Annotated in this window: 20 protein-coding genes; 4 read left to right on the top strand and 16 right to left on the bottom strand. The window is 30.9% G+C overall.

What is annotated here, in order from left to right; translation table 11 throughout:
* A partial coding sequence (locus HV819_RS09920) for a transposase (protein WP_176270103.1) occupies nt 1-247 on the top strand: 247 nt, incomplete at its 5' end.
* A 211-nt stretch (nt 248-458) separates the two neighbouring features.
* Here HV819_RS09920 and HV819_RS09915 read toward each other — a convergent pair.
* From HV819_RS09915 to iolB, 10 genes are all read right to left on the bottom strand, one after another.
* The gene (locus HV819_RS09915; protein ID WP_176270102.1) at nt 459-1,679 is read right to left on the bottom strand and encodes a diphosphate--fructose-6-phosphate 1-phosphotransferase; all 1,221 of its coding nucleotides are present in this window, start codon (nt 1,677-1,679) and stop codon (nt 459-461) included.
* 147 nt (nt 1,680-1,826) lie between these two features.
* Nucleotides 1,827-2,831: an inositol 2-dehydrogenase gene (iolG, locus tag HV819_RS09910; RefSeq protein WP_154540385.1), complete on the bottom strand. Its 1,005-nt coding sequence runs from the start codon at nt 2,829-2,831 to the stop codon at nt 1,827-1,829.
* Between the two features lie 10 nt (nt 2,832-2,841).
* On the bottom strand, nt 2,842-3,159 hold the full coding sequence (locus HV819_RS09905) for a hypothetical protein (RefSeq protein ID WP_154540383.1): 318 nt from the start codon (nt 3,157-3,159) through the stop codon (nt 2,842-2,844).
* Nucleotides 3,159-4,163 (bottom strand): inositol 2-dehydrogenase, encoded by a 1,005-nt coding sequence (iolG, locus tag HV819_RS09900; protein ID WP_154540381.1) that lies wholly within the window; start codon nt 4,161-4,163, stop codon nt 3,159-3,161. The genes HV819_RS09905 and iolG (HV819_RS09900) overlap by 1 nt, the downstream gene beginning before the upstream one ends.
* Before the next feature lie 16 nt (nt 4,164-4,179).
* Entirely contained in the window at nt 4,180-5,787 is a 1,608-nt protein-coding gene (locus tag HV819_RS09895; RefSeq protein WP_176270101.1) for a solute:sodium symporter family transporter, read from the bottom strand.
* A 12-nt stretch (nt 5,788-5,799) separates the two neighbouring features.
* Complete coding sequence (iolE, locus tag HV819_RS09890) at nt 5,800-6,702, bottom strand: myo-inosose-2 dehydratase (protein WP_154540377.1); 903 nt, start codon at nt 6,700-6,702, stop codon at nt 5,800-5,802.
* Between the two features lie 40 nt (nt 6,703-6,742).
* Nucleotides 6,743-8,659: a 3D-(3,5/4)-trihydroxycyclohexane-1,2-dione acylhydrolase (decyclizing) gene (gene iolD / locus HV819_RS09885; RefSeq protein WP_176270100.1), complete on the bottom strand. Its 1,917-nt coding sequence runs from the start codon at nt 8,657-8,659 to the stop codon at nt 6,743-6,745.
* Nucleotides 8,656-9,690, bottom strand: coding sequence for a 5-dehydro-2-deoxygluconokinase (gene iolC, locus HV819_RS09880; RefSeq protein WP_176270099.1), 1,035 nt, complete (start codon nt 9,688-9,690; stop codon nt 8,656-8,658). Before iolC ends, iolD begins: the two co-directional genes overlap by 4 nt.
* Complete coding sequence (locus HV819_RS09875) at nt 9,690-11,150, bottom strand: CoA-acylating methylmalonate-semialdehyde dehydrogenase (RefSeq protein ID WP_176270098.1); 1,461 nt, start codon at nt 11,148-11,150, stop codon at nt 9,690-9,692. Before HV819_RS09875 ends, iolC begins: the two co-directional genes overlap by 1 nt.
* A complete protein-coding gene (gene iolB, locus HV819_RS09870) occupies nt 11,150-11,971 on the bottom strand; it encodes a 5-deoxy-glucuronate isomerase (protein WP_154540369.1) in 822 nt (273 codons plus the stop codon). The genes HV819_RS09875 and iolB overlap by 1 nt, the downstream gene beginning before the upstream one ends.
* 171 nt (nt 11,972-12,142) lie before the next feature.
* Here iolB and HV819_RS09865 point away from each other — a divergent pair, with 171 nt between their 5' ends.
* Both HV819_RS09865 and HV819_RS09860 read left to right on the top strand, forming a co-directional pair.
* Nucleotides 12,143-12,892: a DeoR/GlpR family DNA-binding transcription regulator gene (locus HV819_RS09865; protein WP_154540367.1), complete on the top strand. Its 750-nt coding sequence runs from the start codon at nt 12,143-12,145 to the stop codon at nt 12,890-12,892.
* 209 nt (nt 12,893-13,101) lie between these two features.
* The gene (locus HV819_RS09860; protein WP_154540365.1) at nt 13,102-13,872 is read left to right on the top strand and encodes an SDR family NAD(P)-dependent oxidoreductase; all 771 of its coding nucleotides are present in this window, start codon (nt 13,102-13,104) and stop codon (nt 13,870-13,872) included.
* A gap of 112 nt (nt 13,873-13,984) precedes the next feature.
* Here the strand turns inward: HV819_RS09860 and HV819_RS09855 are convergent, their stop codons facing one another.
* From HV819_RS09855 to HV819_RS09830, 6 genes are read right to left on the bottom strand one after another with little or no spacing between them, the layout of a single operon-like run.
* Nucleotides 13,985-14,404, bottom strand: a complete 420-nt coding sequence (locus HV819_RS09855; protein WP_154540363.1) for a PTS sugar transporter subunit IIA — start codon at nt 14,402-14,404, stop codon at nt 13,985-13,987.
* 33 nt (nt 14,405-14,437) lie between these two features.
* The gene (locus tag HV819_RS09850) at nt 14,438-15,265 is read right to left on the bottom strand and encodes a PTS system mannose/fructose/sorbose family transporter subunit IID (RefSeq protein ID WP_154540361.1); all 828 of its coding nucleotides are present in this window, start codon (nt 15,263-15,265) and stop codon (nt 14,438-14,440) included.
* On the bottom strand, nt 15,258-16,046 hold the full coding sequence (locus HV819_RS09845) for a PTS mannose/fructose/sorbose/N-acetylgalactosamine transporter subunit IIC (RefSeq protein WP_154540359.1): 789 nt from the start codon (nt 16,044-16,046) through the stop codon (nt 15,258-15,260). The genes HV819_RS09850 and HV819_RS09845 overlap by 8 nt, the downstream gene beginning before the upstream one ends.
* Before the next feature lie 9 nt (nt 16,047-16,055).
* The gene (locus tag HV819_RS09840) at nt 16,056-16,529 is read right to left on the bottom strand and encodes a PTS sugar transporter subunit IIB (protein ID WP_154540357.1); all 474 of its coding nucleotides are present in this window, start codon (nt 16,527-16,529) and stop codon (nt 16,056-16,058) included.
* Complete coding sequence (locus HV819_RS09835; protein ID WP_176270097.1) at nt 16,510-18,585, bottom strand: glycoside hydrolase family 31 protein; 2,076 nt, start codon at nt 18,583-18,585, stop codon at nt 16,510-16,512. Before HV819_RS09835 ends, HV819_RS09840 begins: the two co-directional genes overlap by 20 nt.
* A 7-nt stretch (nt 18,586-18,592) precedes the next feature.
* Entirely contained in the window at nt 18,593-20,659 is a 2,067-nt protein-coding gene (locus HV819_RS09830) for a glycoside hydrolase family 31 protein (protein ID WP_216629241.1), read from the bottom strand.
* Nucleotides 20,660-20,954: 295 nt separating this feature from the next.
* Here HV819_RS09830 and xylA point away from each other — a divergent pair, with 295 nt between their 5' ends.
* A complete protein-coding gene (gene xylA, locus HV819_RS09825) occupies nt 20,955-22,262 on the top strand; it encodes a xylose isomerase (protein WP_176270096.1) in 1,308 nt (435 codons plus the stop codon).
* Nucleotides 22,263-22,280: the final 18 nt, after the last annotated feature.

Raw genomic sequence — 22,280 nt, 5'->3', positions numbered from 1 at the left:
ACTTCTCACATATTTCAAATACCCAGAAGGAATAAGAAAACTAATATATACAACAAACGTGATGGAAAACTTCAATAGACAACTAAGAAAAGTAACCAAAAATAAAACAATATTTCCAAATGACTACACACTACAAAAAAGCTTGTACCTTGCAATGGTATATGCCTCAAGCAAATGGACAAGTAGAATTAGTGGCTGGGATCAAATCTTATCCCAATTATCAATATTTTTTGAAGGGAGGTTTTAAAAACAGGTAAAAAAACTATAAAAGCAGCTGGAAATTTTCATGAAAATTTGACAGTTTATTAAGTTCGTATAAAATAAGATAAGCTCCATCCTATAGGAATGGACAGATATTGATACATAAAAAATTGTATCAACTCTTACCCTTTTATCAGGATTTAGGTTGATACACAAAACTATTTACAGACCCTAAAATCCCCTTAATTGGGGATTTTTTATTTGATGAAATCTTCTAATTTTACATAGTCAAATATACTATCTGTAAACTCTTGTTCTATTTCTCCTTTTATTAAAGGAAGGGTATAGGTTAAGATTTTCTCTTTTAATATTTTTCTATCGTCAAGCCATTCTTGAGGGATTTTTTTCTCCTTGTTGGCGATATTTATAGGTTCAGTTGTATCATATATAAGCTTGTAAGGATTATCTCTTTCTCGTTTTAGTATTGGAATTAGGTTTGTATTATCCTTTCCTTTTTTGACAGAAAGATAACCTAGCTCATAAGCTTCATTAGCATCTTGTTTTGATATTAAAAAACTTGTTCTTTGGATTATATTAAGTTCAACACAACGAGTTTTTATATCAAGTTCATTGTGAATATAGTCTGATATTTTTTGCCCTATACCAGCTATTACTGGGTGGTTAAAACCTTGGTCAAATGATTTTTTCTTATCATTAGAAAGTCTTTTTTCCCTATCCATAAAGCCTTCTGATACAGCAATTACAAGGTTATTATCTTCTTCCAATTTTTCATTTATTTCTTTTTTTATATCCTCAAGTGATTTAGAATCTTCTGGAAGATAGACTAGGTTTACTATATCCTTATTTCTTTTGTAATTTGCAAGATAAGATGTAGCTGTAAGCCAGCCTGCATTTCTGCCCATTATTTCTACAAAGGTTATGGATTTTATAGGATAAATATCACAATCAAGTCTAATTTGCCTTAAAGCTGTATTTACGAATTTAGCTGCCGAGCCAAAACCTGGTGAGTGATCCATCTCACATAAATCATTATCAATGGTCTTAGGACATCCTACAATATTTATCCAATCTATGGACACTTTTTTTATATAAGCATTTAATTTCATTACTGTGTCCATTGAGTCGTTTCCACCTATATAGACAAAAGTTGAAATTCTGTATTTTTTTAAGCTTTCAAATATATTTTTATAAACTTCATCATTTAAGTCTTCTGGAAGTTTAAACCTACAAGATCCAAGTATAGAAGATGGTCTTTTCTTAAGCCTATCTTTAGCATCAACTTTTTCAAATTTTTTCCTATCGACTTTTTCAATCCTATCATCTAATAGACCAACTATTCCATTTAAAGAAAGATATATTTCATCGAAGTTCAAGTCAATCCCTGCTTGGATAGCTCCTGCCAGGGATGAATTAATAACAGCCGTAGGTCCGCCCGACTGTCCAATAAGACAATTCATAAAGCCTCCTTATATAATTAATGTCTTCATATACTTTACCATTTTCTTTATATTTTGTTAATCACTAAATCTTTCCATAAATTAAAGACCTAGATATTTCCAGGTCTTTAATAAAGTAATTATTTTTTAGGATAAGTTATATGTTTTTTAAAGTTCAACTAGTTCTCCACTTTCAAATGATTCTTTGCATTTGTAAGCTATTTCTGATACTGCAGTTCCATCATATACTGTAATTTCTGGTTTCCTACCTTCTTTTACACAAGAGATGAATTCTTTCATTTCATCTTTGAAACTATCTGAAAATCTTTCTATAAAATCTTGGCTTATTTCTTTCCTTATACCAGTGCTATCTAGTATTTCTACTAGGTTTTTTTGCGGAACTGAACCAATTCTTATAATGCCCTCTGTACCCATTATTTCAGTTTCAACGTTGTAGCCATGAGGTGCAGTTCTTCCTGCAAATAAGAAACCCATAGCATCATTTTCAAACTTCATAAGTGCTGATACATTGTCCCCATCATTCCAATCAGCAAATTCAGGATAAGCATAACAACCACCTATAGCCCAAACTTTTTTAGGTTCACTTCCTATAAACCATCTCATTAGGTCTATATCATGAACACACATATCTAAGAATTCTCCACCTGAATGTGGTCCAAAGGCTATTGCTCCTTCAATTTTTGCTGTAGGATCTTGAGAGTAGGATCTTACCATGTATACTTTTCCAATCTTTCCAGCTTCAATTGCCTTTTTAGCATATTGATAAGACTTGTCAAATCTTCTCATAAAACCAAGCATGAAAACTTGGTCTGGATTTTCTTCTACAGCCTTTTCTGCTAATTTGCATTGTTCAACTGTTGTTCCCAGTGGCTTTTCAGAAAATACGTGTTTTCCAGCCTTGAGAGCCTTAGAAATTTGTTCTGTATGAAGGTGAGACGGACTAGTAATAGTTATAGCATCTATCTCATCATCTTTTATCATTTCATCAAAATCAGTATAGGTTTTTTTAACATTTAATCTTTTTGCCTCTTTTGCCAATTTTTCTTCATCTAAATCACAAAGAGCAAAAAGTTCTGCATCATTCATTTGGCTAATATTTTCTGCATGGAAAAGTCCCATTCTACCAAGTCCTATGTGTCCAATTTTAATCATAAAATCTCCTTTATAATTGATCTAACATTATTTTTTCAACGTTCATGCTTAGATAATCAGTTTCTGATATAAGTTCTACTTTTGTATCTGTAGAATCAACTCTTCTTAGGTATTCTTTAATATGGTCTTTTAGTATATGTGCATTTGGTGCTACAAGTATATGTGTATATTTTTTTTCATTTAGATTGTCGACAAAGGTATTTAAACTTGCAAGCTCAACACATGCACATGACTTAGACATATTTATAAAGTGTTGAAATCTTTCTTTAAAAAGCTGAGCAGATATACCAGTTTCAGCTATTATAAGAATTTTTTTCTTATTTGCCATTAGTCTATCATCCTTACTTTAGCAGGTTTTCCAGAATCAAGTGATTCTTTGGCAGCTATGGCTATTCTTTGTGCCATAATAGCATCTTCTATTGTTACGGATGTTTCCCTATCATTAAATACAGCATCAGCAAAGTCATTAATTTCAGCATTATAAGCACCTGTGTATCTTTGTAGGAAGAAGAATTCTGGATTTGGAATATGGTAACCATCTTTATCAGCAAGTATAACATTTGCTTCAAGGTCATTTTCTACCATAGTTGTTCCCTTAGAACCGAAAGCTTCAACTCTTTGGTCATAACCATATGCTGCTCTTCTTGAGTTTAAAATAACTCCAATTGTTCCATCTTCAAACTTAAGATTTATTATAGCAGTATCAACATCAATTCCTTCTATTTCTTTATTACATCTGACGGTAGCTTGAGTATAAACTTCTACTACTTCTTGACCTGTTAAAAATCTAGCCATATCAAAATCATGAATAGTCATGTCCATGAATAAACCACCTGAAGATTTAACATAGTCAAGAGAAGGTGCTTCTGGGTCTCTTGAGTCTACTCTAACAAGCTCAAGATCTCCTACTTTTCCTTCATCAATGAGTTTTTTAGCATAGGCAAAGTTTCTATCATATCTTCTGTTTACACCAATTTGGAATTTAACTCCAGCTTTTTTTACTGCCTTATATGCCCTCATAGATTCTTCATCAGAAAGTGAAACTGGTTTTTCGCAGAAAATGTGTTTACCCTTTTCAGCTGATTTTACTATATAATCTACGTGGGTATCTGTTGGTGTACAAATTAGTACAGCATCAATTTCATCATCATTAAAGATTAAGTCTGGGTCTGTTTCAAGTTTTATACCAATTTGTTTTTCAAAATCTTTTAATTTGTCGGCAAAAGGATCGACTATTCTTTTGATTACTATGTTTGGATTTGTTACTAAATTCATTGCATGGATTTGTCCAATTCTACCTGCTCCAAAAATTCCTACATTTAATTTTTTCATTTTTTTCTCCTTAAATTTATATTCTTGCTATTCCCAATGGTGAGAAGAATAAGTATGTTGATATTACTACGATAGTAATTACAATAGACAATACTTTTACTTTAGACCAAGGTTCTACTTCCACTTCTTCTGCTATTGAATAATGACTTATTTCAAAGGCATTACCCTTAAATGTAAGTTTACTTACTATTATGTAGATTAATAAGTCTACAAAGAACAATCCACTTAATACATATAGGTAATGAATATCTTGTAAAAATATTTTTGATAGAGCGTAAACTACTACGTGAAAAATCATTGTTGTTTTTGCCCCTGTTGCAGTTGCTTGTTTGAAATAAAAAGCACCTACAATCATAATTAAAAGTGGCATATTGTATAGACCATTAAACTCCTGTACAAAAGCATAAAGTCCAGAACCTGCCTTTGATATAAATGGCGCCACTATTATGGATATAACTCCAAGTGTTATATTTGTTATCCTACCTACTCTTGCCATTTGTGAATCTGTCGCATTTTTATTGATCATAGGTCTATAGAAGTCCAATGCAAAAAGTGTTGATGTTGAAGATAAGCTTCCTGCAAATGATGAAAGGATTGCTCCAAATATAACTGCTCCAAAAAGTCCCATAGCCCATGTTGGCAATACATCTACAACAAGTTGTGGATAAGCTCCATCTGGAAGTGATAAGAACTTATCACCAAATAAATTTCTAGCTACTACTCCTGGAAATACTAGAAAAAGTGCTCCAAATATTTTAAATGTCCCTACTAACAAAGCACCTTTTTGTGCTTCCTTTAAGTTTTTAGCTGCAAATGCTTTTTGTACTATCATTTGATTAGTACACCAGAAGAAAAGGTTATTAAAAAACATTCCAGTAAACAGTGTTGGCCAAGGAACTATCTTTGAATCTACACTACCAATGGAGTTTAATAACTCTGGTGTATTTTGTGTTACATGTTCAATTCCCGCTAAAAATGATCCATCACCTAAAAGCCTTAATCCTAAGAAAGGGATTGCAAGACCACCAATAATTAATCCAAATTGGTAAATTGTATCAGAGTATGCTGAAAGTGTCATACCACCTAAGAATAAGTATAAAACTCCTACAACCCCTATAAATATAACCATAATTGTAATAGCTGCTATTGGTGATATACCAAGCATTTGGTCTACCCTAAAGATTTTATTAAATACTAAGGCTCCCGAATATAAAACTACTGGCATAAATGATACCATGTAAGTTATGATAAAAAGTATAGATACTATTCTTTTTGTCATAGTATCATATCTTATTTCTATAAAATCGGAAATCGTATTTATACCATACCTAAAATATTTTGGTAAAAATACTGAAGCTAAAAGTGCAATTGCGACCGCTGCTGTGACTTCCCAAGCCATAACTTGCATACCTGCAACATAGGATTGACCATTTTGTCCTACAATCTGCTCTGTTGATAGATTGGTCATGATAATCGTACCAGCTACAACCGGAGCTGTAAGACTCTTGCCACCTAAAAAGTAACCTTCCGATGATGTCGTATCCACTTGCCCCATAGTCTTCTTATAGGCAATAAAACCTATAAGACAAACTATTATGGCAAAGCTTGCTATTATAAAAAACATAATCTATAATTCCTACATATCTGCTATTAATTTATTAGTTATTAATAAATCCATGTAGTCTTTAGCTTTTTTGTGGTATAAAAACGGATTTGCTAAGCTTGGGTCTTGTTCAGCTTCTACTACTATCCATCCATCATAATTATTTTCTAGAATTAGGTCTATAATCGGTTTGAAATCAATACATCCATCTGATGGAACTGTAAATGTCCCTTGAAATACTGATTTTAAGAATGACCAATCTTCTTCTTTAGATTGTTTTTGTTTTTCAGGTCTAACATCCTTGAAATGGATATGTTTAATTCTATTTGCATACTTTTTATAGAAAGCTATTGGATCTTCTCCAGAAAATACTAAGTGACCTGTATCATAAAGTAAGAATACTTTTTCTGGATCTGTCATCTCCATTAATTTATCAACTTCTTCTGTTGTTTGAACACCTGTTCCCATATGGTGGTGATAAACTATCTTCATATCTTTTTCTAAGGCTAAATCACCTAATTTGTTTAGTCCATCGGCAAGTCTATCCCATTCTTCATCAGTAAATGTTGGTTTTTTAGAAAATACTGGTGTATCCATTTGTCCTTGAACTGAATGTCCTTGCTCAGCAACTACTATTACTTTTGCTCCCATTGCATGTAGAAAGTCTCTATGTTCAATAAAAGCTTTTTTTGTTTCTTCATATGGTTTTGTTGTTAAAAACGCTGAAAACCAAGCTGAAGCTACTTCTAAGTTTCTAGGCTCAAGGTATGATTTAAGAATTTCTGGATCTCTTGGGTACTTATTTCCTACTTCTGTTCCTTGATATCCTGCAAGTGACATTTCTGATATACATTGTTCAAATGTATTTTCTTTTCCTAGTTCTGGTAAATCATCGTTTGTCCAAGCGATTGGTGCACACGCAAATTTAATAGTCATAATTTTTCTCCCTTATTTATACTTTATTTTTTATAATAGACTAGTATTTTCTAGCTTCGTTTCTTCCTTTTATTATTTCCTTATAAACTTCTTCTTGCTCTTTATTTTTACCTACTTCAGCCACTCCAACATTCCACCAAGATTCATATCCATCAATCATAGTTTTTGGAATAACTTTTAAATCGATTATTACTGGTTCTTTTATACTTTTAGCATCTTCTAGAGCTTTTTTAAATTCATCAAGAGTTTTGCAAGTATAGCCTTTAAAGCCATAAGCCTCTCCAACCTTTGTATAATCTGCTGTTAAAAGCTCTCCATCAGGTTTTTGACCATTTCTTTTTCTAAATTCTGTAGCAAGTGATCCAACTGCATGATTCATTTGAAGATTGTTAATACAGCCAAAGCCTGAATTATCAAATACTACTATAGTAACTTTTTTGCCTTCTTGAATTATTGTAGAAAGTTCAGAGTTTAGCATTTGGAAAGATGCATCTCCAACTACTGCATAAACATCTGCATCCTCATCTGCCATTTTTACACCAAGGGCTGCTGCTACTTCATATCCCATACAAGAGTATCCATACTCAGCATGGTAGGCATCTTTTTTATCTGTAACCCATAATCTTTGCAAATCACTTGGCAAACTTCCTCCAGCAGTAATTACTATTCCATTATCTTTTATAAATTCATTCAAAGCTATAATTGCTGAAGTTTGAGTTATAGTACCATTTGTCTTTTCTATATATTCTTTTACAGTTCTTGGGTCTTGAGGTTTTATTAGAGTTTCAAAATTTTTACCATATGTGTAATTCTTAAGTCTTTCTACTTCCTTATCCCATTTAGCCTTGGCATCTTTTATTTCACTTGTATAGGCTGTTTTATAGTTCTTGCTTTCAAGTACTTTATCAATTTCTTCTATTGCAAGTTTTGCATCTGCTACTAATTGATGCGCATCCATTTTATAAGCATCGAATCTATTAACATTTATTGATACAAATTTACAATTTTTATTTTGAAAGAGTCTTTTTGATGATGTTGTAAAGTCTGTCATTCTAGAACCTATAGCTATAACTAGGTCTGCTTTTTTTGCTATAATATTTGATGCATAAGTTCCAGTAACTCCTATACCTCCTAGGCACATCTTTGATGATGATTTTATAGCTGACTTGCCTGATTGAGTTTCGCCAAAAGGTATTTCATATTTGTTCAAAAACTTATCTATAAGCTCTCCTGCCTCAGAGTATTTCACTCCTCCACCTATGATAGCTATTGGGTAAGATGCTTCATTTATAAGCTCGGATATTTCATCTACATCATCTTTTACAGGAACAATTCTATTTATCTTGTGAATTCTTTTTTCAAAGAAATAATCTGGATAGTCATATGCTTCACCTTCTACATCTTGTGGCATAGAAATAACACATGCTCCTGTTTCGGCAGGATCTGTCAAAACTCTCATTGCATTAATTAAAGCTGACATTAATTGTTCTGGACGATTTATCCTATCCCAATATTTACTTACTGGTTTAAATGCATCATTTGTAGTGATTGTTAAATCATATGCTTGTTGAACTTGTTGTAATACTGGATCTGGTTGTCTTGATGCAAATGTATCTGAAGGGAACAATAATAAAGGAATATTATTTACTGTCGCTGTTGCTGCAGCTGTTACCATATTTGCACTTCCTGGTCCTACTGATGATGAACAAGCAATAATCTTTCTTCTATTGTGTTGTTTACTAAAGGCTGTTGCCACATGGCACATACCTTGTTCATTTCTTCCTTGGTAAACATTTAGGTTGTGATCATCTTGGTCTAGAGCTTGTCCTAAACCCACTGCCATACCATGACCAAATATTGTAAATATACCATCTACAAACTTACTAACCTCACCATCATATTTTATATATTGCTTATCAAGAAATTTAACTATTGCTTGAGCCATAGTTAATCTCATTTTAAATCACCCCTTGCTACGAATTCTCCATATTCTTTTTTAGATTCTCTTATAAATTCTTCTAATTCTTCTGTGTTTGGAAGGTCTGATGATGAATTTGACCTTATCATCATTGAAGCTTCAGCAGATGCATATTCTAGACATTCTATAATTTCTTTTCCATCAAAAAGTGAATAAAGAAAAGCTGATGCATAACCATCTCCACCACCAAAACCTTTTCTTGCTTTTATTGGGAATGGTTTGATTGAGTAAGACTCACCATTTTTAACATAAGCATTTGAACCTCTTTTACCATGTTTTATAACAAGAATCTCAGCCTTTTCTTCAAACCATAGTTTTGCACTTTCTTCATCATTTAAGCTTTTATCTACTATAAGTTTTTCAGTTAAATCAAATTCTTCACGAGAGCCCATAATTATATCTGATTGCCTTGCAACTATAGAGTAATAGATTGAAATTTCATCCTTGTTTTTCCAGTTATAATTTCTAAAATCTATATCAAATATTACCTTACAGCCTGCTCTTTTTGCGAAAGATATCGCTTTCAATACTGCCTCTCTAGATGGACTTTCAGCAAGAGCTGTTCCTGAAACAAGTATAGCCTTTGCCTTTTTGATATAATCATAGTCAATATCGTCAACATCTAAGGCTAAGTCAGCTATCATATTCCTATACATAAGGATTGAAGATTCATTTTCTGACTTCATTTCCGTAAAAGTTAAACCAATTTTTTCACCATTTTTGGCACGACTTATGTGGCTTGTATCTATGTTTTTTTCATTATTTAAGTAGTCTAGACAGAAATCACCCAATTGATCATCTGATATTTTTGCAATAAGACCTACTTTTAGACCATGTCTATTTACACCTATGGCTGTGTTTACAGTTGAACCACCAATATATCTTTCAAATTTCACAACTTGACTTAGTGGCTTGAATCCTTCCTCTGGGGAAGGATTGAAGTCAACTGCCACTCTTCCAATAAGTATGAGGTCTAAGTCTCTATCTTTTGGAAAATCTATATATTTCATTACTTATCAAACTCTCCTGTTTTAAGTTGACTTGTTACTACCTTTCTTCTTGTATAGAAGTAGATTGCATCTTTACCATTGCAGTGAAGGTCACCATAGAATGAGTGTTTCCATCCTGAAAAAGCGAAAAATGCTACAGGAGCAGGTACTCCAAGGTTAACTCCTAGCATGCCAGCATCTATATTTTCTCTAAAATATCTAATTGCTGCAGCATTATTTGTAAAAATACAAGAACCATTTGCAAATTCATTTTGTTTTGCTATTTCTATTGCTTCTTTGAGGCTTTTAACTCTTATGATTGAAACAAATGGTGCAAATATTTCGTCTGACCAAATTTTCATACCAACTTTACAATTATCAAATATAGTTGGTCCTACAAAGAATCCCTTTTCTGGTATGTTTTTTCTACCATCAAGAACGAGTGTTGCTCCTTCTTCGATTCCTGTTTCTATATACTTAAAAGTTCTCTCTTGGTTTTCTTTTCTTATAACTGGTCCTAAGAATACATCATCATCTTTTGATGCATCCCCAACTTTAAGTTCTTTTGCAGCTTGGGTGAATTTTTCTACAAATTCATCAGCTATTTCTTCTTCAACCAAGATTACAGAACCTGCCATACATCTTTCTCCAGCAGAACCAAATGCTCCACCTATAGCCTTTGTAACTGTATCTTCTATATCTGCATCTTTAAGAACTATTGTGTGGTTTTTAGCTCCAGCTAGGGCTTGAACTCTTTTATCATGTTCGCATCCCTTCCTATAAACTAATTCACCAACATTTTTACTTCCAACAAAAGAAATACCAGCTACTTGTGGATTTTCTAATAGTTCATTTACTACATCAACACCACCATTAACTACATTTAAAACTCCCTTTGGAACTCCAGCTTCTTCACAAAGTTCTGTTACTCTTTGCATAAGAATTGGTGTTTTTTCACTTGGTTTCATAACTACTGTGTTACCACAAGCTATTGCCATTGGGAACATCCAAAATGGTACCATCATCGGAAAATTAAATGGTGCTATACCTCCTATAACACCTATAGGATATTTGTAGTTTGCTACTTCTACATCAGTAGCTATAGTTGAAAGATTATCTCCCATTAATAGATTTGCTATGCTTGAAGCATGCTCTACATTTTCAATACCTCTTCCAACTTCACCCTTAGCTTCTTTAAAATTTTTGCCATTTTCTAAAGTAATAAGTCTTGCAAGCTCATCTGTATGTTCAACTAAAAGTTGTTGTAATTTAAAAAGTATCTTTTGTCTTTTTAAAACTGATGTTTTACCCCAAGATTTGAAAGTTTCATAAGCATTTTCTATAGCTTCTTTAGTTTCTTGTCTTGTTGATAGAGGACATTTTGCAATTACTTCTCCATCACCAGGGTTATATATGTCTTCAAAGTCACTTGTTTTTGATTCAATCCATTGCCCGTCTACATAATTTTTAATAAGCCTCATTATTCTACATCCTTCCTTTCAAGTATCCATTCATGATCAGCTTCATTATGGAACTTCCAATTTTTATTAGGTCCTGCCATTACATTTAAATAATATGAATCATATCCATAAGGTACAGCCACTGGGTGGTATCCTCTTGGAACCATTACAGCATCATGGTTGTAAATACTCATAGTCTCGTCAAGTACTCTATCATCTGTATAAACTCTTTGGAAAACAAAACCTTGTTCTTTATCCATTTCATGATAATATATCTCTTCAAGGAATGTTTCAGTCTCTGTTTCTGTATCATGTTTGTGAGGTGGATATGAAGACCAGTTTGCCTCATCTGTATATACTTCTACAACTATAAGTTTGTCAGAAATATCTGATGAGTCTGGAAGAATATTATTTACAAGTCTTTTATTCATTCCCTTTCCTCTTCTTTCAGTTGTGTTATCACTCGCTTTAATTAATTGTGATTTCATAACCTTATCAGTTACTGCATATGAGATAATAACTCTTGCCTTAGAATCAGATGTAATCTCATAAGAATCTTTATTTGTAACATAAACTGAATCTGTAGGATTTCTGTCGAAATTCTTTTTTCTTTGTCCTAAATCTTTGTATTCGTTTTCATTAACCTTAACATTTGCCTTACCACATATAACTGTGATACAAGCTTCAAATCCGTTCAAGCTTTCCTTAAAAGATGATTTCTCATCTATCTCAATAGCCTTCAATCCGATATAGTTTAGAACTGTTTTTTTTGGTTCTATATGTTGTAATAATTTAAGTCCTGCTATATCAATATTTAAGTTTTCCCTCTTTAAGTTTGTCAAAAGTGACTCCTTTCTTAGCAAACAATCATTTTTTTGATTAACTTTATCAAGTTAACTATATTATATGAGCAATTTGATAAGATGTCAAGCAAAAAAATGATTTTTTTATTTGCTTTTGATGATTGATTATAATATAATAAGTATAGGATAAATTATTTTGATGGAGAACTTATGGAAAAAGATAGAATTTCAAGCATGGGCAATTATATAATTGAACAGGGCGAGGTAACTACAGAAGAATTATCTAAAAAGTTTGATGTCTCTATAGTTACAGTTAGAAGAGACCTTAAAAAACTTGAAAAAGATAATGTAATAACAAAAATATATGGAGGAGCCAAGGCTAAGTCTGATAAGCTAGAAACCTTTATCAAAAGAAAAAGCCTAAATGCAGGTTCAAAACACTATATTACAAATATAGCCAAGGATTATATAGAAGATGGAGATAGGATTTTTATAGACTCTGGTACAACAGTAGAAAATCTATTGAATCTTCTGGATGATAATATTCACCTTACGGTCTTTACCAACAATTTATCTGTAATAAATGTTGCAAGTAAAATGCCTAATGTAAACTTATTTATAGTAGGAAACTTTTACAATAATATCAGTAATTCTTTTACATATTGGGGAAAGAGTTCAGAACTTTATTCTTTTAATATTGATAAGGCTTTTATGTGTACATCAGGCTTTACGATAAAAGATGGCTTAACAAATAAAAATCCAATAGAACAAGAAATAAAGGATATGATTTGTAAGCTTGCTGATTATATAATTCTTTTAGTGGATGACTCAAAAGTAGGAAAAACATCCTTAATGACCTATGCTGATGTTAAGGATATTGATATGATTATTACTAATAAAAAACCGAGTAAAGAATATATAGACTATTTTGACTCTCATGATATTAAGTATAGATATTGATTTAAAGCTATAAAAAGTACCGTTACATACATAGTGCAACGGTACTTTTTTTATTATTAAAAATAATTCCTATATAAATAATTTTTAGGCTAAAGTTTGTTTTAAAATTCAAATTTAGCTAACAATACCAACAATATAATAATTGTATATTCTTTTGATAGAGGTAAAGTATATAAAGTAAATAGTTAAAAAATCTACAGGAGGATTAAATGAAAACTTATAATATCGAGGATAAGGTTGCAGTTATAGTTGGAGCAAGTTCAGGACTTGGAGCAGATGCTGCAAGGTGTTTTGCTAAAGAAGGTGCAAAACTTGCAATTCTTGCTAGAAGAAAAGAAAAACTAGATACTTTAAAAGAAGAGATTTTAAATGACACTGATGTAATAGCAGTTTCTTGCGATGTGACAGATGAGGAAAGTGTAAAAGAAGCAATAAAAACTGTTATAGACCACTATGGAAAAATAGATATCCTATTTAATAACGCAGGTATTGCAGTAAGAGGCGGTGTTCATGAATTAAGTTTAGAAGATTGGAACAAATCTATAGAAACTAATCTAACAGGTATTTATTTAGTTTCTAAATATGTAGTACCACACATGATTGAGAAAAATTATGGTAAAATCATAAATACATCTTCAGTAAATTCAGTTATAGCAGATAAGCTTGATGTATTTATAAGACATGGATATAATGCTTCAAAAGCTGGAGTTCTTGGCTTAACAAAAGGTATGGCAGCATCTTATGCTAAATATAATATCACCGTAAACGCAATAGGGCCAGGATTATTTGAATCTGAAATGACAGCAAATACTCTTATGAAATCAGAAGAATTCTTAAAAGCTTATAATATGGCAAATCCTACAGGAAGACCAGGAAAAAGAGGAGAACTTAATGGATCAATTTTATTCTTCGCATCAGATATGTCTTCTTATGTTACAGGTCAATTCATACTAGTTGATGGTGGAGCAACAATAGTTTAATATTTAATAAAAATACCCCTTTAATGGTTTTGTCCAGTAAAGGGGTACATAACATGCCAGGATTTAGTTTAATAGACATAATAATTTGCATACTATTATAGAATAAATTTAATCATTCATCATCTTCGCTTATATTTAAACTATCTATATAATCATTTACATATATTATTTGATTTTTGGCTTCCTCAATTAATTCTTTCAAATCTTGTTCTGATAAATTTCCATTTTGTAAACTTAATGCAACGCTTAATAATAGTGGTAAATTCAACCCAGTTATTAGATAATAATTTTCTCTTGGAATTTTTTTAGCAAATTCTTGGTTAACTGAACCGCCTAACATATCGGTAAAGACGAATATTTGTTCATCTTTATCTATATTTTCTAAAGCATCATTTACTAAATCTTCTAGTTTCCTTTCATCAACATAAGCGGGTATAGCTATTACATCTTTAAATGATGGTAATATATAACTTAATGTATCTTTTAATCCTAAAGCTAGATTGTGATGAGATGATATTATTATTTTACTCATATTTATTAACTCCTTAAAATATTTTGTGCTTATTTAAGGTGCAACACTCAATATATTAAAGTAGGAGCACACTAAACATACTATAATTATCCCAATTATTATTCCTAAAAATCCAATTTTTTTCTTTTCCATTAGCCAATAAACTAAACCTACTAGCAATACAGGTAGTAATGAAGGTAATACCGCATCAAATATTTGTTCTTGTAAATTCATTGTTACATCACCAAATTTAAATTCAACTGATGTATACACTTTAATGGCTGTAGCTATAAGACTACCTACTACTGATAGTCCCATTACGGATGCAGCATCTGTAAATACGTTTAATTTTTTTGATAAATCTGTCACTAGTCTTGTACCTGAATTATAACCTAATTTATAGAATTTTAATCTCATTAGTACTAAAAAACAGTTAAGTATTATCCAAATAATAGCTCCTAAAGGATTACCCTCTAGCGCTAGATATCCTCCTATTGATCCCATGATTGTTGGATATAAAACCCATAATATAGAATCTCCAACACCAGCCAGCGGTCCCATTAGTGATGTTTTTATAGATCTTACGGCCTCTAAAGAATCAGATTTTTTTTGCTCTTGCATAGCTACATCTGCTCCCATTATTAGTGGAATCACATAAGGTGTTGAATTGAAATATTCATATTCAACGTCCATTGCTTTTATAAACTCATCATCATCTGGATATATTTTTCTAAGTGCATCATGAATTGCCCATGCATATCCTGTTCCTTGAAGAGTACCATAGTTTATATTGTTACTACCTATAAAAGAACATTTTAAAGCCGTTTTTGTATGATCTTTTTTTGTTAGTATTTTTTCCTTATTTTCTAAATTATTATTCATCCCAATCATCCCCCATTTCTTCGATTGTATTATGATTCAAAGCTACTTGATTTCTATTTATTAAGTAATTATAAGTAAATAAAGCTAAAGCTAAACCAAGGATTGAAACTCCTAATATAGGTAACTTCAAATATGCTGAGAATACAAATCCTATAAGAACCGCCCAGAAATATTGTTTAATAGGCATGTATCTTAGAAGCATCACGACTCCGACTACCGGTAACATTCCTCCTGCAATATTCAAACCATTTGTAACCCATTCAGGAATTATTTTCACTATGCTAGTAACTGCTGTTTGCCCCCATAATACCAATATTATCATTGGAATAAATCCTTGCAATGCAACAAATAATATTGAAATGAAATTTATATATTTAGATTGTGCGAATTTCTTTTGATGCAATAATTGTTTTGATTTATTTGTAACAAATGAGTTTAGTGTTCTTGTTAGTATATCTAAGTTAATAGCCAAAATTCCTACTGATAAACCAACTGTTACAGATGCCCCTATATCTATCCCACTTCTTCCATGTAAGTATATTGCTACTACTGTAGCTAGTGCATAGTCAGGTACTGAAGATCCTCCTAATGCGGCAACACCCAGGCTCATCAATTGAAAAGTTCCGGCTATATGAAGAGCAGCTTTTAGATCTCCCATTATCAAACCAGCTATTAATCCAACTGTTATAGGCCAGTGGTTTATTATTGTTATTCCTCTATTATCGATTAATGCCCACATTGGCAATAAGATTATTAAAATATTTTGTAAAACTTCACTCATAATAACTCCTTAAATATATTTGCTAAGCTCTTCTTTTGGATTTGTAGGTACATATTGAAAATAAACTGGAACACCTAATTCTTCTATTTTTTTTAAATCCTTCTTTTGTTTATCATTCAAATATACTTGATTAACTATTGGCTCACTGTTAGGTGTATTAAATACTATTCCTATATCAACTTCAGGTATTTTTACTCCACCTTCGATTAATTTTAAAACAGTTTCTGGTTCTTTTACTACTATTAATACATTGTGATTATCATATTTTCCTATACCGAAATTTTTAATGGCTGTTTCAGTGCTTATTATTGACATTCCTGTTCCTGCAGGTTTACTCATTCTCATTAAATTTTTTTGAGTTTCATCATCACATATAACATCATCAACCACCATAATTCTCTTAGCTTTTGTTGCGCTTGTATATTGTGTAACAACTATTCCATGAACTAATCTTTGATCTATTCTAACTAATTGTAACGACATTTAAATCCTCCTTTAACTTATCAAATGCTGAAGAAATATAATCGAAGTATTTACTGTTTTCTTTAATAAATACCGGTATAACTTCTAAGTTTAATTTAATCTTGTTCTTGCCTTTCAAGGCTTTATTTTTTGTGTAAGCATCAACCCAGTTATCATCTGGTATTAATACATCCATTTCTTTTATGTTATAATTTGTAACTGGACAAATTATTAAATCTTCTCCAAAAAAATACTGATATCTTTCATCCCAAGTTTCTTCTATATTAGGATATTCTAAAAATAATGGTCTTACTAAAGGCAATCCTCTGTCAGAAGCTTCTTTATATAAGTTATAAATATATTCAATCAAATCTTCTCTTAACTTTGTATAAGAAATTAGTATTCTTTCAACCTCCGGTCCAAACGACCAGATTTCATTAGCTGATCCACTGGTTCTTACTCCACCTCCACTATTTCCAATTCTTCCAAAGTGAGGTTGTCTATCACCATGCATTCTTAATATAGGAGAGAAAACTGCAAATTGAAACCATCTAATTAGTAGCTGTCTAAAATAATCACTTTCAGAGTTTCCACTATGAAATCCACCTATATCACTGGTCCACCAAGACTGACCTGATAGACCTACGCTTATGGCAAATTGTATCTGTCTTTTTAGTGATGAAAATGTAGAATCTATATCTCCAGACCACAATAATGTTCCATATTTTTGTGATCCTAACCAAGATGATCTAATCAGAGTAGGATAATTTTGATTTGTTACTGAGCTAATTGTCTTAGCATAATATATTGGATATAAATTGGCATTTTTACTCATATTCTCATTTGAAAATCCATAGTTAAAATGATTGTACTCATCCATCTCAGGCTCAGCTTGATCAGCCCAAAATAAGTCAACTCCTTTATCTATATAATTTTTCTGAAGCTTATCAACAACAAATTCATTTGCTAATTTCTTAGAGAAATCTAGTATATATTTACCATTAAATATTTTTGAATTCTCTCCATCTAATAATAATGAATTTTTATTATAATATTGGAAATTTTCAGATTTCCTGGCAACTGTAGGCCAAACTGAAACCATCAATTTAGTACCATTTTTGTGCATAAAATCTGCTACTTCTTTAATATTTTTCCAATATTTGTCATCAAATTTAAAATCTCCTTCTTCTGTCCAATGAAAATAATCAATAACCATTACAGAAGGTATTATATTTTTGGATAAATATTTTTGATATACATCTAAGAGTTCCTCTGAAGTTTGATATCTAAGTTTACTTTGCCATAAACCAAGAAGACTTTTATCTATCATAGGAGCTTTTCCCAAAAAACTAGATATGGTTTCTATTATTTCTTTTGGATTTTCGCCAATTACTATTGTATAGTCAATAATATCGCTATTAAAAGATTCCCAAAAAAATTCATTATTACCAAAAAATACTTTTCCAACAGCAGGACTATTCCAAATAAATCCGTAACCTTTATTAGAAAGATATGCAGGCATTGTTGTTTGTGAATTTCTTTGCATTAGCTCCAATATCTGACCATTTTTGTTTAATTTTTCGCTTTGATAACCACCCATACCAAATATTTTTTCATTCTTATCACCATAAAATCTAAGATTTGCTTTACATATATTTTTTCCTATATTTAAAAATTCATAAGCACCTATATTTAATGAAAAAGATTCTTCTATATCCTTTAATGGCACCAACTTATAATTTTCCATTGTTCTTCTTACATTATTTTGTACTTTTGAGTATTCTTTTAAAAAATCTATACCATTATTAAATGTAAGACTATTACCATCAAATTTTGTTTGTAATTTATTATTAATAAATACCAAATTTTCTTCTTTTTTTTCAAAATATAATTTACAATTTTTGTGATTTTCGTATTTTAGATTTACATTTTTTTCTTCTAAACTATCTAGTTGCTTGGACGCCCTAACCCTAATAGCATTTTCTCCAACTGTTTGCAACTCTAAATAAAAATTCTCTTTATATATTAAAGCTCGATAATCATCTAACTTTATTTCAAAATCATTTATTTTGCTCATATCACTTTTACTTATTTAAAAAATCAACTAAATCTTTAAATTTATCTAAAGCACTAAATTTAACAAATACTGGTATTTTATCAATTGGTGCATTTATAATATATGTTTTACCGCCTTCATATATTTTTTTATCAAATATATCTATCCAATTGTTATCTTTTGGAAAATATACTTTTCTTTCATAACAATTTTCATAAATAATAGGAGCTACTAATAAATCTTCTCCAAACATATATTCATTGTCAGTGTTCCATGATTCTTTATCGCTAGGAAATTCATAGAATAATGTTCTCATTAGTGGATTTCCTGTTTCATGTGCATCAACCATCAAATCATAAATATATTCTCTAATTATTTCTCTTATATTTAAATATTTTATAAATATATTTTCGGCTTCTTCTCCATATGACCATATCTCATTTGGAGCACCTGTAGGCATTTTTCCTCCTCCGCTATTTGATAAAGATTTACTGTGAGGAAGTCTATCACCGTGCATTCTCAAAATCGGTGAAAAAGTTGAATATTGAAACCATCTAACAATTAATTGTCTAAATGTAGGATTTCTTGGATCTCCACCATGAAATCCACCAGTATCTGTAGTCCACCAAGGAAGTCCAGCTAAACCAACATTTAATCCTGTATTAACTTGATTTCTCAAAGCCTTAAAAGAGCTATCTATATCTCCTGACCATGCCAAAGCACCATATCTTTGTGCTCCTGCCCATGCTCCTCTTACTAAGGTAACTACAGAATCAACATAATCCTTATTGCCATCATATATCATTTTTAGATAACCAATGGGATATAAATTACCTACTTGTTGTACTGTTCCTTTGTAGTATCTATAATTATCAAAGTCGTATACTGCATAACCTGGTTCAGCTACATCTATCCAGTAATAATCTATTCCCTTGTCCTTATAGTTTTTCTTTAACAAACTCCAAACATATTCTGTTGCTTCGGGATTAGTTGTGTCAACAAAAACTGTTGTACCTTGAATTTGCATTGTCAATCTAACACCTCTATTAACATTTACCATATAACCTTCTTCTAAGTAAACATCATAATTTTCTGCATCAGATTGAACTGTTGGCCATACTGAAATTATTGGCTCAACTTTGTAATTATTTTTTAATTCATCTACTAGCTTCTCAGGATTAGGCCAGAAATTTTCATCAAACCTATATTCTCCTTGATGTGACCAATGAAAATAATCTATAGCTATAGTAGATAATTGAATATTTTTTTCCTTATACCTCTTTACTACATCTAATACTTCTTCTGGAGTTCTATACCTTAATTTACTCTGCCATAAACCAAGAAGTTTTTTTGGCATTATTGGTACCCTACCTGTAACTTCAGTATAATTATTAATTAGTTTTTTAGGTGTATCTTCTGACGTAATCCAATAATCAATACTATAAGTAGATTTCATATTCCACTCAGTTAGATTCTTTGCAAAATTAACTATTCCTATACCAGGATTATTCCAAAGAAATCCATAGTTCAAATTAGATATATAAAAAGGCACAGAAATTTGAGAATTTCTTTGAGCTAATTCTAAGCTTGTATATTTTAAATCTAAAAACTCATGTTGATATTGACCCATACCAAATATTTTTTCAGAATTATTAGATTCAAATCTTGTAGTTATTTCAAAATCTCCACCAAAATTCGCTCTATATTGTCTTGATTTCAATTTCAAAGTAGAATTAAAATCGCGAGTTACTTGAATTGTTCCAACATCTTCTGAACCATCATCATGTTTTACTGCTCTTAACCTTATAAACTCTTTTAATAAAATATCTCCATTATTGTTATAATATGTTATTCTATCTCTGTGATCTAAAATAGCATAAATATTTCCATTCCTAATATAATATTCTTCAGAATCAAGTTTCTTAATCTCTACTTCTTCGTAATTATTTTCAGGAACTAATAACGCAAAGTTTTCATCTATAAGTTTACCTGCCGGAAAAGCTCTAAATCTCAATGAATTATTTCCCCATGGTTCTATGATTATTAATTCACCATCATATTTTTTTATTAATTTATGATCACTTGTAACAATCAATTTAACCTCCTTAATGACACCAAAAATAGTTTGTTTGTATATTTTACTAACTGAAGTATAGCATATATTTTTTAAAAAGTAAAGCATTCTAATTTTATTTGATAATAGTGATATCTATTATACAGAATACTTTTCATCCTTAACTACACTATTTTCAATGATTGCAAAACTTACTTTATGTTTTAAAAATTAATTAGATATTTAAAAATCTTTACTTTTTTTAAAATAGTATTATAATATAAACAAATAGTTTGTTTTAATTATTTACTAACTAGTGCATTAAAAAGGAGAAAAAATGACTTTTTTTAACAATATTAAAGAAATAAAATATGAAGGAAAAGATTCAAAGAACCCATTTTCTTACCGCTACTATAGTCCAAATGAAGTAATTCTTGGAAAATCAATGAGGGAACATTTAAGATTTGCTCTTGCCTATTGGCATACTATGACAGCTGACGGTTCTGATCCATTTGGTGTTGGAACTTATAAAAGAAATTGGTTTGGAAGAACAACTAAAGAAACTACAAAAAATAGAGCTGATGCCTTTTTTGAAATACTATCAAAAATGAATGTTGATTTTTTCTGCTTCCATGATGTAGATATTGCTGATCAAGGGAATAGTTTACAAGAATTTTTCGATAATCTTGATGAGATGACAGATATAATCAAAGATAAGATGAAAGAATATGATAAAAAACTTCTTTGGAATACTGCAAATATGTTTACTCATCCAAGGTATGTTAATGGTGCTGCTACAAGTAATAATGCTGATGTATTTGCTTATGCAGCTGCTCAAGTAAAAAAAGGTATTGATATTAGCAAAAAACTTAATGGTGATAACTATGTATTCTGGGGAGGTAGAGAAGGATATGAATCCTTAATTAATACAAATTACGGATTAGAATTAGATAATATGGCAAGATTTTTCCATATGGCTATAGACTATTCTGATAAAATTGGACATAAAGTGCCATTTTTAATCGAACCTAAACCAAAAGAACCAATGACACATCAATATGATTTTGATGCCGCCACTGCCCTATCATTTATAAACAAATATGACCTTCAAGATAGATTTAAATTAAATATTGAAGGTAATCATGCTTCTTTAGCAGGCCATACTTTTGAGCATGAATTAAGGGTTGCTAGGGAGAACAACGCTCTAGGTTCTATTGATGCAAACCATGCTGAATGTCAATTAGGATGGGATACTGATGAGTTTCCATATGATATATTCCACATAACATTAGCCATGTACGAAATTTTAGAAAATGATGGATTAAATCCAGGTGGCATAAACTTTGATGCTAAACTAAGAAGAACTTCGACAAGCCCTGATGATATATTTTTAGGTCATATTTCTGGAATTGATACCTTCGCTAGATCATTAAGAGCGGCAGCTAAGATAAAAGAAGATAATTTCTTAGAAAATATACTTGATAAAAGATATGAATCTTACGATAGTGGGATAGGAAAATCAATTGTTGAAGGTAAAGAGTCACTAGAATCTTTAACTAAATATGCTTTAGAACATGACCAAATAAATGTAGAATCAAATCATCTAGAGTATATAAAAGTTAGAATTAATGATTATCTAGTATAATATTAAAAAAAGTTTTCG

The organism is Anaerococcus faecalis (assembly GCF_013371425.1).
Lineage (GTDB): Bacteria > Bacillota > Clostridia > Tissierellales > Peptoniphilaceae > Anaerococcus > Anaerococcus porci.
This window is presented reverse-complemented; position numbering and strand designations above follow the sequence as displayed.